This window comes from Chryseobacterium sp. MYb7, assembly GCF_002979455.1.
In the GTDB taxonomy this organism is placed as follows: domain Bacteria; phylum Bacteroidota; class Bacteroidia; order Flavobacteriales; family Weeksellaceae; genus Chryseobacterium.
This window is the reverse complement of the sequence record NZ_PCOU01000026.1, coordinates 16,849-31,568: the sequence shown is the minus strand read 5'-3', so window position 1 is coordinate 31,568 and position 14,720 is coordinate 16,849. Positions and strand designations below refer to the sequence as shown.

Annotated in this window: 12 protein-coding genes; 9 read left to right on the top strand and 3 right to left on the bottom strand. The window is 36.3% G+C overall.

Annotated features, from left to right (window positions below; all coding sequences use genetic code 11):
* Positions 1-24: 24 nt before the first annotated feature.
* Both CQ046_RS18190 and CQ046_RS18185 read left to right on the top strand, forming a co-directional pair.
* A complete protein-coding gene (locus CQ046_RS18190; RefSeq protein ID WP_105703645.1) occupies positions 25-963 on the top strand; it encodes a helix-turn-helix domain-containing protein in 939 nt (312 codons plus the stop codon).
* Between the two features lie 89 nt (positions 964-1,052).
* On the top strand, positions 1,053-1,817 hold the full coding sequence (locus CQ046_RS18185) for an SDR family NAD(P)-dependent oxidoreductase (RefSeq protein WP_105703644.1): 765 nt from the start codon (positions 1,053-1,055) through the stop codon (positions 1,815-1,817).
* Positions 1,818-1,910: 93 nt separating this feature from the next.
* On the opposite strand, the gene CQ046_RS18180 is transcribed toward CQ046_RS18185, so the two are convergent.
* A complete protein-coding gene (locus CQ046_RS18180) occupies positions 1,911-3,059 on the bottom strand; it encodes a methionine aminotransferase (protein ID WP_105703643.1) in 1,149 nt (382 codons plus the stop codon).
* Positions 3,060-3,531: 472 nt separating this feature from the next.
* Here CQ046_RS18180 and CQ046_RS18175 point away from each other — a divergent pair, with 472 nt between their 5' ends.
* From CQ046_RS18175 to CQ046_RS18145, 7 genes are all read left to right on the top strand, one after another.
* A complete protein-coding gene (locus CQ046_RS18175; RefSeq protein WP_105703685.1) occupies positions 3,532-5,418 on the top strand; it encodes a DNA topoisomerase IV subunit B in 1,887 nt (628 codons plus the stop codon).
* A gap of 112 nt (positions 5,419-5,530) precedes the next feature.
* Complete coding sequence (locus CQ046_RS18170; RefSeq protein WP_105703642.1) at positions 5,531-6,007, top strand: hypothetical protein; 477 nt, start codon at positions 5,531-5,533, stop codon at positions 6,005-6,007.
* A 6-nt stretch (positions 6,008-6,013) separates the two neighbouring features.
* On the top strand, positions 6,014-8,602 hold the full coding sequence (locus tag CQ046_RS18165; RefSeq protein ID WP_105703641.1) for a DNA gyrase/topoisomerase IV subunit A: 2,589 nt from the start codon (positions 6,014-6,016) through the stop codon (positions 8,600-8,602).
* A 45-nt stretch (positions 8,603-8,647) separates the two neighbouring features.
* On the top strand, positions 8,648-9,289 hold the full coding sequence (locus CQ046_RS18160; protein WP_105703640.1) for a rhomboid family intramembrane serine protease: 642 nt from the start codon (positions 8,648-8,650) through the stop codon (positions 9,287-9,289).
* A gap of 32 nt (positions 9,290-9,321) precedes the next feature.
* On the top strand, positions 9,322-10,410 hold the full coding sequence (locus tag CQ046_RS18155) for a helix-turn-helix domain-containing protein (protein WP_105703639.1): 1,089 nt from the start codon (positions 9,322-9,324) through the stop codon (positions 10,408-10,410).
* Between the two features lie 158 nt (positions 10,411-10,568).
* Positions 10,569-11,354 (top strand): SDR family NAD(P)-dependent oxidoreductase, encoded by a 786-nt coding sequence (locus CQ046_RS18150; RefSeq protein WP_105703638.1) that lies wholly within the window; start codon positions 10,569-10,571, stop codon positions 11,352-11,354.
* Positions 11,351-12,340, top strand: a complete 990-nt coding sequence (locus CQ046_RS18145; RefSeq protein ID WP_105703684.1) for an NAD-dependent epimerase/dehydratase family protein — start codon at positions 11,351-11,353, stop codon at positions 12,338-12,340. Before CQ046_RS18150 ends, CQ046_RS18145 begins: the two co-directional genes overlap by 4 nt.
* Before the next feature lie 18 nt (positions 12,341-12,358).
* Here CQ046_RS18145 and CQ046_RS18140 read toward each other — a convergent pair whose 3' ends face one another.
* Both CQ046_RS18140 and CQ046_RS18135 read right to left on the bottom strand, forming a co-directional pair.
* The gene (locus CQ046_RS18140; protein WP_228406991.1) at positions 12,359-13,900 is read right to left on the bottom strand and encodes a lectin-like domain-containing protein; all 1,542 of its coding nucleotides are present in this window, start codon (positions 13,898-13,900) and stop codon (positions 12,359-12,361) included.
* A 7-nt stretch (positions 13,901-13,907) separates the two neighbouring features.
* Complete coding sequence (locus tag CQ046_RS18135) at positions 13,908-14,480, bottom strand: hypothetical protein (protein WP_105703636.1); 573 nt, start codon at positions 14,478-14,480, stop codon at positions 13,908-13,910.
* Between the last annotated feature and the right edge of the window lie 240 nt (positions 14,481-14,720).

Here is a 14,720-nt window from a genome sequence, read left to right as displayed (position 1 = left end):
TTTGAATTTTACAAATCATCTGCAATGGAAAAAGTAGCACATACCTCACTGGAAGATTTCTATAAAGAGATGGCTGCCAAACTGGGAAAAGACCTCGAAAGTATTTTTCCAAAAGGACTTCATAAAGATATCGGACACTTTAATGTTTTTGATATAAAGCAGACCATTGAAAGAGTGAGAACTACTTCAGAAATGCCTTATAACAGGAGGAAATACTACAAAATAAGCCTTATAAGAGGGAAAAACAGGGCGGAATATGCAGATAAAATCATTACCGTTGAAAAAAATGCTTTATTGTTTGCTACCCCAAAAGTTCCTTATCACTGGGTGCCGGAAGATCCTGATCAGTCGGGAAGTTTCTGTGTGTTTACAGAAGATTTTTTTATCAAGGCGCAATCCCGGTTTTCATTAGAAGATCTGCCCATTTTTCAGCCGGGTAATATTCCTGTGTTTGAAATTGAGGATGAACTGGCAGATGAAATAGAAATTCTTTTTGCAAAAATAAAAAAGGAAATAGTTTCAGATTATATTTTCAAATATGACCTGATTAGAAATTATGTACTGGAATTGATTCATTATGGACAGAAATTGCAGCCTGCCGCAAAACTTTCAGCCTCCAATGATGCCTCGCTAAGAGTAGTGTCATTGTTTATTGAACTCCTTGAAAGACAGTTTCCAATTGAGTCCTCAGATCAGAGATTACAGCTGAAAACAGCAAAAGATTATGCCGACAGATTAGCAGTTCATGTCAATTATTTGAATAAAAAATTAAAGGAGAGTACCGGAAAAACAACAACTGAATTTATTTCTGACCGTATTATCCAGGAAGCTAAGATTCTCTTAAGACAGACCAAATGGAACGTTTCGGAAGTTTCTTATGCACTGGGTTTTGAAGAAATAGCCCATTTTTCCAACTTTTTTAAAAGAAAGACTTCATTTACTCCCATGGAATTTCGCTCGTGATTTGAATTTTGCAAATTTCAGATTGATTCAAGCAAACACGCCAATGTGAAAATATCCCAACTTTGTACCATCAAAATAATCAAAATACAATGAACACAAAAACAAATATCGCACTGGTAACCGGAGGAAGCCGTGGATTGGGAAAAAACTCAGCGCTTAAAATAGCTCAAAAAGGATTGGATGTCATCATTACTTATAGAAGCAACAAAGAAGAGGCAGATGCTGTAGTAAATGAGATCAAATCAATAGGAAGGAATGCCGTGGCTTTCCAGCTGGATACAAAAAATTTAAAAAGTTTTGATGCTTTTGTAAAAGAAGTGACAGATCATTTACAGCAAAATACTGGAAGCACTCACATTGATTATCTTATCAATAATGCAGGAACAGCTTTGTATTCACCGATTATGGAAGTCACGGAAGAACAGCTGGATGATATGGTAGATATTCACTTTAAAGGAGTATTTTTCCTGACTCAAAAACTATTGCCATTCATCAATGATGGAGGTGGAATTGTCAATGTATCTTCAGGATTGGCAAGGTTTGCTACGCCTGGATCCTCTGTTTACGGATCAATCAAAGCCGGAGTAGAAATGCTTACTAAATATATGGCTAAAGAATTAGGTTCAAGAAAGATTAAAGCCAATGTGGTAGCTCCGGGAGCTATTGAAACAGATTTCGGTGGCGGAAGAGTGAGAGATAATGAAGAGATCAATGCCATGGTAGCGGGTGCTACAGCTCTTGGAAGAGTAGGGCTTCCTGATGATATCGGTGGAGTAGTTGCTTTCCTGTGTACAGAAGATGCAAGATGGATCAACGGACAAAGAATTGAAGTTTCAGGGGGAATGTTTTTATAATATTTAATCCTGGACAAATCGTTATAACTAAAATAATCGTGGCGGCTCAGAATGAGCCGCCACGATTATTTATCTTTCTGCTTACCAACAAAATTAAATTTTTGATAAGTTTTCAATCGCTCTTTCCAAAGTTTCCTGTTTCTTGGCAAAGCATAATCTGATCACATTTTCATTCAGTTTATTGTTATAAAATGAAGAGAAAGGAACACTGGCCACTTTATGATTAATAGTAAGTTCAGAAGCGAAATCAAAATCATTTTTATCTGATATTTGATCATATTTTACAGCCTGAAAATAAGTTCCTTCACAATCCAGCAGTTCAAAAGATGTTCCTGCCAGCCCTTTTCTCAGAAAATCTCTTTTTTCCTGAAAAAACTGGTTCAGGTAGGTGTAATGATCTTCATTTTTCATGTATTCTGCTAATGCAAGCTGAATAGGTGTGTTTACACAGAACACATTGAACTGATGTACTTTCCTGAATTCATCAGTTAAGCTTTTAGGAGCAGCACAATATCCCACTTTCCAACCGGTAACATGGAAGAGCTTTCCGAAAGAGGCAACAAGCAGACTTCTTTCTTTCAATTCAGGATATTTGCAGATGCTTAAATGCTGTTTTCCATCAAAAACAATATTCTCATATACTTCATCACTTAAAATAAGGATGGAAGTCCCTTTTACCAGTTGAATAAGCTCTTGTATATCCTTTTCTTTCAGGATTTTTCCTGAAGGATTATTGGGGTTATTAAGGATGATCATTCTGGTTTTGTCAATCACCATATTTTTTACAGCTGTCCAGTCGATTTCATAATCCGGAGCTTTCATTTCAAAACGTTTTACAATACCTCCGAAAAGTTCTACAGTAGGCTCATAGCAGTCATATGCAGGTTCAAAAATAATCACTTCATCGTCTTTCTTGATAAAAGAGGCGATAGCGGTGAAAATAGCCTGAGTTCCGCCTGCTGTAACTGTTATTTCAGCGTCAGGATGGTAGACTGCCTGATGGCTGTTCTCTATTTTTCGGGCAATTTCTTCCTTCAGACCAATCATTCCTCCGAGTGGAGCGTACTGGTTAAATCCTTTTTTAATAAAATGATCTACGTGGTTTAATAATTCTGGATCCGGCATAAAGTCTGGAAATCCCTGAGACAGATTGATGGCTTCATTTTCATTGGCAAGTTGAGTCATCTGGCTGAAAATAGTAGTTCCTACATTGGAAAGTTTAGACAAAGGAAGTTGTATCATAAAAAAGTTTTGTTGATCGAAATTAATGAAATATTTAAAAACGGTTTGAACTTAAAGAAATAAAATTAAATAAAACATAGATTTAAATCTGAAATTGAGAAATTTAATAGCTTGAATATTAGATTTCACGATGAAAATGATTGTAAACATGTGTCGTATTTTCTTACCTGTACGTCCTTTTCACAAGCTTATTGTTACTAGTATACTCAAAAATATCGTGGATAAACAGGAAAATATAAAATAAAATACTTATTGGTGTGTGAAAAGCAGGATTTTTACAATATGTTATATATTAACGAAAATTTTAGGATTTAGAATAAACTCTGATTGTTTTTGTGCTGTGACAAATTTAATTGACTTAAAATTCTATTAGTACTCTCCTGACTGAACGAGAAAAGTTAGAAAAAAATGATTTTTAAAATTCGGATAATTTTAGACAATTTTGTACTTTTGTATGTTTGCTGAAATCTATATGTCACAAGAAATAAATCCAACCTACTCCGAAGATAATATCAGAACCCTCGATTGGCAGGAACATATCCGTCTGCGACCCGGCATGTACATCGGGAAGCTCGGTGACGGTTCTTCTGCTGATGATGGTATTTATATCCTGCTTAAAGAAATCCTAGACAACTCTATTGATGAGTTCAGGATGCGATCGGGGAAAAGAATCGAAATAAAACTGGACGACGGAAAAGTTACCATCCGTGACTTTGGACGTGGAATTCCTCTCGGGAAAGTTGTAGACGCTGTATCCAAAATGAATACCGGTGGTAAATACGACAGTAAAGCGTTTAAAAAATCTGTAGGATTGAACGGGGTTGGTACCAAAGCGGTAAATGCTCTTTCGGATTACTTCCGGGTGCGTTCTTTCCGTGACGGAAAAATGAAAGTTGCCGAATTTTCCCGTGGAATGATCACAGAAAACCTTGAGGAAAAAGATACTTCGGACAGAAATGGGACTGAGATATCTTTTATCCCAGATGGAGAAATATTCCTGCATTTCAAATACAGAAAAGAGTATATCGAGAGAATGCTCCGTAATTATGCCTATCTGAATCCAGGATTAAAAATTCTTTTCAACGGAGAAACCTATTTTTCTGAAAATGGTCTTAAAGACTTGTTGGAAGAAGAACTGGAAAGTGATATTCTTTATCCGATTGTTCATTTGAAAGATGAGGATATTGAACTGGCTATTACCCATTCTGATAAATCACAAACAGAAACCTATTTCTCATTCGTTAACGGACAGAATACAACCCAGGGTGGAACACACCTTAATGCATTCCGTGAAGCGTATGTGAAAACCATCCGTGAATTTTTCAATAAGAGTTTTGATGCATCAGACATTAGAAAATCTATCATTGCTGCAATCTCGATCAATGTAGAAGAGCCTGTTTTCGAATCTCAGACTAAAACAAAGTTAGGATCAAATGATATGGGGCCGAAAGGACCTACTGTAAGAACATTTATCATTGATTTTCTTAAAAACAAACTGGATAACTTCTTACATAAGAATCCGGAAATAGCTGAAGCAATCCAAAGAAAAATATTGATTTCCGAACGAGAAAGAAAAGAACTTTCCGGAATCCAGAAACTGGCAAGAGAGAGAGCCAAAAAAGTTTCTCTTCACAACAAAAAGCTTCGTGACTGCAGACAGCACTACAATGATCAGAAAGCGGAGAGAAAAGGAGATTCTCAGATCTTCATCACCGAGGGAGATTCTGCATCAGGATCTATCACAAAATCCAGGGATGTAGAAACTCAGGCTGTATTTTCACTGAAAGGTAAACCCCTGAACTGCTATGGTCTTACTAAGAAAGTAGTATACGAAAATGAAGAATTTAACCTTCTTCAGGCCGCTTTAAATATTGAAGAAAGCCTGGAAGACTTGAGATACAATCAGGTGATTATTGCTACCGATGCCGATGTAGATGGGATGCACATCCGTCTCCTTATGATTACTTTCTTCCTGCAGTTCTTCCCGGATCTGATTAAAAACGGACACCTTTATATTCTTCAGACCCCTTTATTCAGGGTGAGAAATAAGAAGGAAACAAGATACTGTTATTCAGAAGCCGAAAGAGTAAAAGCATTAAATGATCTGGGGAAAAGCCCTGAAATAACACGATTTAAGGGATTAGGAGAGATTTCTCCTGACGAATTTAAACATTTCATCGGGAAAGACATCCGATTGGAGCCTGTAGTGATAGGAAAAGATCAGACCATTGACCAGCTTTTGGAGTTTTATATGGGAAAGAACACTCCGGACAGACAGGTATTTATTCTTGAAAATCTTGTGGTAGAAGATGATACTGATATTGATAAAAAACAATTACTGGATGAAGTAGATAATTAAAAAGATCAACTTAAAAAACAGCTCGTTAAAAGCAATGCAAAGACTGAAAAAAAACACACACATTTTGGATGAGGTATAAAAAATTAAGCAAAATTACACCCAAAAAATCAAAATGAGATTAAGCAACCGTAATAAAGTATCAATTTATAACTCTTTAAGTACTTTACTTTTAATGATGACCATGTTTGGAATCATCATATTTATAGCCAATGAATATAGATTTAATGCACTAGGTAAAGAAAGTTATTTATTGATTATTGTTCCTGTTCTGCTGCTGATTATCTTTTATATCAGCGGAAGGCAGATTTTTGAATATGACAGCGATGGAGAAGCTTTGAATTTTAAAAACAGGAATATTATTCCCTTTTTAGACAAGCCTCTTCACGATGAGTTTCCAAAATACAAACTGATAAAATATGATGTGGTAAGTATTCTCTTTTTCAAAAGACTATACATTACCGTTTCCAGTAAGAATAATGGTTCTACAATACTTAAGTACCAGATTTCTTATCTGACCCAGAAAGAAGTAAACGATTTGAAACTCTCGCTGAACAAAGTAGTGAAAACTAATAAAGAGAAAAAAGATTAAAAACAAATGACGACAGAAGAACATTCGCATGAAGGTGAAAGCTTAAAGAAAGTTTCCGGTCTATACAAAGACTGGTTTCTGGATTATGCTTCCTATGTAATTTTGGATAGAGCTATCCCTTCGGTGTATGATGGTTTAAAACCTGTTCAGCGAAGAATCATGCACTCTATGCGTGAGCTGGAAGACGGCCGTTATAATAAAGTGGCCAATATTGTGGGGAATACGATGAAATATCACCCGCACGGAGATGCTTCCATTACAGATGCTATGGTACAGGTGGGGCAGAAAGAACTGTTGATAGATACTCAGGGGAACTGGGGAAATATCTATACAGGAGACTCTGCGGCGGCGGCAAGATATATTGAAGCAAGACTTACTCCTTTTGCTCTGGAAGTGGTTTTTAATCCTAAAACTACAGAATGGACCAAGTCTTATGATGGAAGAAATAATGAACCTATTGATTTACCTGTAAAGTTTCCTTTGCTTCTTGCACAGGGAGTAGAAGGTATTGGAGTAGGACTTTCTACAAAAATACTTCCGCATAACTTCAATGAGCTTATTAATGCGTCTGTAGCCTATTTGAAAGGAAAGAAATTTGAACTGTATCCGGACTTTTTAACAGCCGGTTATCTTGATGTTTCTGAATATAATGACGGTCACAGAGGAGGAAAAGTAAGAGCAAGGGCAAGAATTACCCAGACGGATAAACATACGTTGGTGATTTCTGAACTTCCTTACTCAAAAACTACAACCGACCTCATTGACTCTATTTTAAAAGCCAATGAGAAAGGGAAAATCAAAATCAAAAAAATTGAGGATAATACTTCAGATAAAGTAGAAATTCTGATTCATATTCATAATGATGTATCTCCTGATAAGACGATAGATGCTTTGTATGCATTCACAGACTGTCAGGTAACTATTTCTCCGAATGCCTGTGTCATCGTAGGAGACAAACCTATGTTTATGAATGTTTCCGATATTCTGAAAATGAATACGGATCATACCGTGTCATTATTGAAGAAGGAACTTGAAATTGAACTTCATGAGCTTCAGGAAAGCTGGCATTTTTCTTCATTGGAAAGAATTTTCATCGAGAATAGAATCTATCACGATATCGAAGAGGTGAAAACCTGGGAAGATGTAATAAAGACCATTGATGCCGGATTAAAGCCTCATACAAAACATCTTTTAAGAGCTGTTACTGAAGAGGATATTCTAAAACTGACCGAGATCAGAATCAAGAGAATTTCAAGATTCGATTTAGATAAATTTAAAGAAAATATTGCATCTCTGGAAGGTAAGATAGAACAGGTAAAATACCACCTGGCTAATCTGATTGCTTATGCTATTGATTATTATTTAAATATTCAGAAAAAATATGGTAAAGACAAACAGAGAAAAACAGAACTTAGAATCTTTGATACCATTGATGCTACAAAAGTAGCAGTAGCCAACGAAAAATTCTATGCCAATTTTGAAGAAGGTTTCATCGGAACATCTCTGAGAAAAGACCAATATCTGTTTGATTGTTCTGACATTGATGATATCATCATTTTCAGAAAAGACGGAAGTATGAAAGTGGTAAAAGTAGAAGCTAAAACATTTGTCGGAAAAGATATTCTGCATGTTGCCATCTGGAAAAAAAACGATAAGAGAACAGTATATAACATGATCTATCGTGAAGGCAGAGAAGGACCATATTACATGAAACGGTTCTCTGTAACCGGAGTTACCAGAAATACAGATTATCCGCTCGCTTCAGATAAAAAAGGCTCAGAAACGCTTTATTTTTCAGCAAATCCTAATGGAGAAGCAGAAACAGTAACAGTATTGTTAAAGCCCAATCCAAGAATCAGAAAGAACAAAATGGAGATTAATTTTTCCGATCTTGCGATCAAAGGACGTGATTCCAAAGGAAACCTGGTGACAAAATATGCGGTAAAGAAAGTAGATATGAAGGAAGAGGGAGTTTCTACTCTGGCACCTAGAAAAATCTGGTTTGATGATACTGTAAGGAGACTGAATGCAGATGTAAGAGGAACATTTCTCGGAAGTTTCAAAGGGGATGATAAAATTCTAACAATCAATACCAATGGTGAAGTAAAACTGGTTTCTTTTGACCTTGGCAACCGTTTTGATGATGAATATCTGGTTCTGGAAAAGTGGAGACCTGCACAACCGATTACCTGTATCTATTATGACGGAGAAAAAGACATTTACTTTATCAAGAGATTCTTACTGGAAAATACGGTGAATGTACAGACCTTCATGCCTTCTGAACACCCGAAATCATTCATTGAGAACGTAATTGTAGCCAATGATGTAACAGCAGAAATCATTTTTGCGAAAGATAAAGGAAAAGAACGTGAGCCGGAAACGATAAACATTGATGAATTTATTGCCGTAAAAGGGATAAAAGCAATCGGGAATCAGTTTACAAAGTTCAAAGTAAAAGCAATTAATATTACGATTCCTGAACCTATAGAAGAACCTGAAGTATACGAAGATCCGGAACCAAGCGGAGATATGGATGAAGACGGAGGAATTATCGGAGATCTGTTTCAGGAGGATGGGAATAATGAAAATGAATAGACTTTAGAATAGAATGTCTGCTCAGGTATAACATAAAAAAATACGATGGATACAGTTGTTTTAATTATCATTGCAGTCACATGTATTTTCAGTTACATGGGATTCAATAATATAGCTTTGTTTGAAAAATATAAATTCAATGTAGGGGCTATTGCGAATCGTAAAGAATATATAAGGCTTATCAGTTCTGCATTTTTGCATGCAGACTTTATGCACTTATTTTTTAATATGCTTTCTCTGTACTTTTTCCAGGGAGTTGTTGTGAGTTTCTTTGGTGAAATAGGATTTGTAATTCTTTATTTTGGATCTATGATTCTTGGGAATTTATTCAGTTTGATGATTTATAAAAATCAACCGTGGTATTCAGCTATTGGAGCGTCAGGAGCTGTTTCGGGAATCATTTTTGCTTCCATAGCTATGGCACCCAATGAGATTAGTGTAAACTTCTTACCAGGATGGTTATTTGGAACATTATATTTCGGATATTCTGTTTATATGATGCTGAATCCAAAGCAATGGGACAATCTGGGACATGCTGCCCACCTTGGAGGTGCCTTTTTCGGGCTGGTTTACTCCATTGTAATGCATCCGCAGCTGGCCATGAGCAATATTCTTTTCTTAGGAATCATGTCGCTTCCGCTAATTTATTTAGGATATGAAATTTTTGTAAGGAAGCGAATAGGATAAAAAGACTATTTTTAATCAAAATATCAAAACCAATGAACACATCAGAGTTAAACAGTTTCATCGTGATACTTATCTATGGTTCATTGGTTTTGCTTTCTCTGCTGAAGCTGGCCAATCCTTTACAAGTAAACCATAAAGCCAATTTCTGGTTCGGGATCTTTCTGTTTCTATGGTCTACTTTTTGGCTGGATGAAGTTCTGTTTCTTATTACGGGTTCCACCATTGAGTTTCATTCTCTGTTTTGGGTCAGGTTCATTCAGTTTTTTACACCCATTGTTTTTTACTTCAGTGTATTGTTCTATACCAACCCCTCTTTTACCTTTAAAATTACTGATCTCAAGTTTTTAATACTTCCCACAGCTTTTCTGGTTTGTCTTATATTGATCAAATTGGGATATGCAAAACCATTTGACTATCTGAGTGTTATTCTCATTCTGATTCAGGCACTTTTCTATACTGGCCTTTCTTATATTACCATCAGAAAGCACCAGCGGAAGATCCAGCAGTTTTCCTCCAATACGGAAGGAATAAATCTGAACTGGCTGGAGTATATTATACTGGTACTTCTTATGGTGAATATCATCTATGTGATTTATAATCTGTTTTATGATCCAAAATCACTGAACTTCTTTATCAATGCCGTTTTTTTATCCGTTATTTATTGGGTGGGATATTATTCTTTGAAACAAAATGAAATTTACCCTTTAGAAGAAAAACAAAGACAGGAACTAATCTCAATTGAGGAAGATTCCGATCCGGAAGAAGTAAAGAGAAAACTGATTTCAGATGAAGAATTAGTAAAGATTAAGACCTCACTGGAAAGTATTATGGAAGTGCAAAAACCCTACCTTGACAGTGAACTTAACCTGATCAGGCTGGCTGAAATGTTATCCGTTTCAACGCATCATCTTTCCTATGTGATCAATACAGGCTTTAGAAAAAATTTCTTCCAATACGTAAATGAGTACAGAGTAGATTATGCCAAAAAACTTTTGAAAGAACCAAACAGTAAACTATCTATTCTCGGAATTGCTTACGAGTCCGGATTCAATTCGAAAACTTCTTTCAATACCACTTTTAAAAAAGTGACCGGACAAACCCCTTCTGAGTTTAAAAAATAAGTTCCGGTTTATAAGGTTTTACTTGTTCATGGTTTTAAATAATTGATTTTTAAAACCTTATGTGTTTATTAGTTTTCGTTTGGAAATCAGTTCGTTCAGATAATCCGGAACATTTAAACCTGCTTTTCGAGATAGCTTTGTACCATAAATGTAAACTTATGGACACCAAAGAATCATATGCTGTGGTCACGGGAGCAAGTCAGGGGCTCGGTAAATCATTCGCTGAAAATCTGGCCAGGAAAAAGATCAATGTTATTCTTGTAAGCCTTCCGGATCAGAACCTCAAAGAATTTTCTGAGGATTTAAAGAAGTTGTATGATGTAAAAGTTCATTACTATGAAACAGATCTCTCTGTTCATGAAAATGTAATGAAGCTTACAGAATGGCTCAACCGTTCTTTTGATATTCATATTCTGATCAATAATGCAGGGCTTGGCGGAACTAAAAAATTCACTGAAGCTTCTTCTGATTATATCAACACTATTTTACAGGTGAATGTAACAGCCACTTCACTGATTACCCATCAGCTGCTTCCCAATCTTCTCAAACAACCTAAAGCCTATATTTTGAACGTTTCAAGCATGGCTGCCTTTTCTCCCATTGGCTTTAAAACGGTGTATCCCGCTTCCAAAAGCTTTATCCATTCATTTTCAAGAGGACTTCATGAAGAACTGAAAGACACCAACGTCTTTGTAAGTGTTGTGAATCCTGGAGCAATGAAAACCAATAGGGATGTATCTGAAAGAATAGAAAAGCAAGGTTTTATGGGGAGATTAACCCTTTTAAATCCTGATAAAGTAGCTTCCTACTGTATTCGCCAATTGTTTAAAAAAGATTCCGTAATTATGGTGAACCCAATCAGTTGGCTGGTGATGAAAATTTTGCCCATATGGATAAAGCTTCCATTGATGACCCAGGCAATAAAAAGAGAGATCGAAGCATGAAAAAAGTGTGTGTAACAGGAGCGACAGGGCTTCTTGGAACTAATGTTATCATTAAATTATTACAAAATGGTTATTCTGTTATTGCTCTGGTGCGCAAGAAAAGCAGCTGGCTGGGTGAAGAAAACGAAAATCTGAAACTGATGGAAGTGGATCTGTCATCCGATATTTCAACACTTCTTACTGATATAGACTGTATTATTCATATTGCGGCAGAAACACGCCAAAATCTCATCGGTTATGATGAATATAAAAAAGTGAATTACGCTACCGTTGTGAACCTGTTTACCTATGCAGAGCTGATGGGTGTAAAAAAGTTTTTGTTTGTGAGTACAGCAAATACCCTGGGATTTGGAAACACGGCGTTCTGGGGAAGTGAAAAAGCACCACAAATTTATCCTTTTACCCATTCATTCTATGCCCAAAGTAAGCTGGCTGCTGAAGATTATCTTTTAAAAAACAATAAAAATACTGAGGTAACTATCGTTAATCCAACCTTTATGATTGGTGCTTATGACAGTAAGCCGAGTTCCGGAAAAATCATCTTCTGGGCGTGGAAGAAGAAACTGCTTTTTTATCCGAAAGGAGGAAAAAATTTTGTACACGTAGAAGATGCTGCCACCGGAATAGTAAATGCTGTTGAAAACGGAAAAGCAGGCGAAAAATACCTTTTAGCCAATGAAAACTTAAGCTATAAAGAATTTTTTAAAAAAGTAAACCGGGTTACCAATCAAAACCCAATGATGATAGCTATTCCCAATAAAGTGTTAAGCTTTCTGGGACTGATGGGCGACGGTTTAAGAAGATTAAAAATAAAAACAAATCTCAGTACCTCTAATATGAAAGCACTGCAGATCTGTAATTATTATTCTAATCAGAAATCGGTAGAGGAGTTGGGTATTCAATACCAGCCTGTTGACAAAGCAATCGAAGATGCCATTCAGTATTTTATTAAAAATCCTGTTAATCATAAAAAAACCAGCTCTTAAAAGCTGGTTTTTATTACTTTATCTTATGATTTTCTGAGTTACATTTTTGTTGGAAACAACGCAGGCTTTGCTGCAGTTATTTGCACTTGAAATATTAACCTGTACCAATCCTGGCAATGATCTGTACTCTTCACTATTATAAGGAGCTTCGGTACCATTGCTTCCACCGCCTTTAATATCATATTGTACCTGGGCAACTCCTGTGAATCCAACCGCAGGTCTGAAAGAAAGTGCTCCGGTAGAAGGGTAATAGGTCCACGTTCCCTGGCTGTTGGTATAAACACCACCCGTAATATTCGGAATCACCGCTCCATTGTTATCTAAAAAACGGAATGAATTAAAATCAAGGTTGTTATAGGAAAGCGTTGGCGGGTTTTGACCGCTTGCTGAAGAATAAGCTGCATCATTAAGCAAAGGATAATACGTTGATTTTATCCCCGGACATCCTGCAAACAGATCATCTGTTACTTCCGCTGCATAAGGTCTGGTAACTCCTAAGTTTCTCAATAGGTGGATGTTTTTAGCGGCTCCGGTAGAGGCAGCAAACCCAATTCTGAAAGTAGAAGGAGCTGAGGTATCCAAAGTTCTTACTGTACTGTTGGATATTGTAGTTTCAGTATATTTCAGTGAAGTAGGATAATAATAATTATCAATCACTTTTTCTTTCACAGTTCCGTGCTGTATTTCCAGGGTTATATTGTAACCACCGGCAGGATTGGGCACTAATGTGACAAATGCTTTACGGAATCTCGCATCGTTTTCATTAAGTGGAAAGGTTGTTCCACCACTTTCAATGCTGAATTGCTGAAGAGTCGTATTTTTAATACCGATATATTTTCCCGTTGCAGGATCCAGATAAGCAGACCTGTTGCTGCTGGAAGGGGAGGCATTCGTAGCTGTACTGTAAAGCAGCGGGTAACCATTGTATCCGGCAGGCTCAGCTGATGACAGAGACTGATTTCCGCGTTTAGCCCTTAAAGAAACATTACTTCTTCCATCGGCTAATCCAACACCAAAAATTCCATTTCTAACCCTTTCACCCTGATTAAAGCTTGTTTTAAAATTTCCGTATTCATCCAAACCAATCCCTAGATAGGCTCCTCTAAGTCCTTCTGTAGACTCACCACCACGTACAAAACTATATCCTAATCCTCCACCAAAGTATCCAAGATTAAGCTGGGTTTTAGGAATAGATCCATCTACTAAGAATATAGAAATACCATCTCCTCCGTTTGTATTTCCTCCATATATGGCGAATTCAAATTCGAATTTAATTCCCTGATCACTTTTGAATATCTTATCAGCAAGAATTACCCCTCCTGAAATATTATTCACACTTCGGGTTAGTCTTAATCCGTCTGTAGTGAAAGTAGCATCATTCTGAACACCACTTGTGGCAACTTTATAGGCTTCCTGAGGCTGTAACCCCTGAGTGAAGTTCACGAAATACGGATATCCTGTTCCCTGTTCATTCTGTGCCTTTATATTTTGAGACAGCATAAACAGCGGAAATGCTAGTAAAAGTCTTTTGTATCGTACAATTGAGGTACTTTTTATCATAGCTCAATTATTTAACAACGAAAACAATATTAATAAAAGAACAGTCTGTAGCCGCTGCTTTTACATCATACTTCATTACACCATCATCAGTAATAGTAATATTACTGAATACGTTAGTATCAGCATCAGTTACATAATAGTAAAGGTCTTTGCTGGAAGGAAAAAAAGGAATGGATGCAGGAGCACTTGTACTTTTTGCTCTTGGAGATCCGAATTGAGTTTTATATAATGTATATAAATCTTTAGTCCTACCAATTGCGGTAGTAGAAGTATCAAAAGAAACACTAGGCATGTAAAACATTTTTACTGCATTATTGCTGATACATAGCCAATCAGGGCTGGTAGGTGTACCTACATTCTGGCTTAAGCATTTCTTATCAGTATCATAGATAAGAAGGGAGTTAGCCGGATTGACAATAGCATTTCTTTGTGCTGTAGTAAGCCTTGGCATCAGCATTCCTTTACTTTGACTGTAAATATCAAGAGCTGCGCTGGCATCTGGTGTGGGTGTGTTAATCCCAATTTGTGCATACGAAAATGAACTTACTAAAACGATTGGTAGAAATAATTTTTTAATCATGATGTTCTTAATAATTTTTAATTTGTGTATGTTTTTTTATGTTTTTTTTGAGGGCATTTTTTCAGCCAGGTCGTTTCCATAAAGGAATAAGTATCACCAACAGTTCATTTGAATAATGAATTGTGTTCATAGAATGACATGAAGAAATCTTTGGGTTTCTAAAAGCCAATAACAGATATAACATAATGCCCTATAGAGGACAACTTCATGCCTTATCTGAAATAGTCGGAAAAATAAATT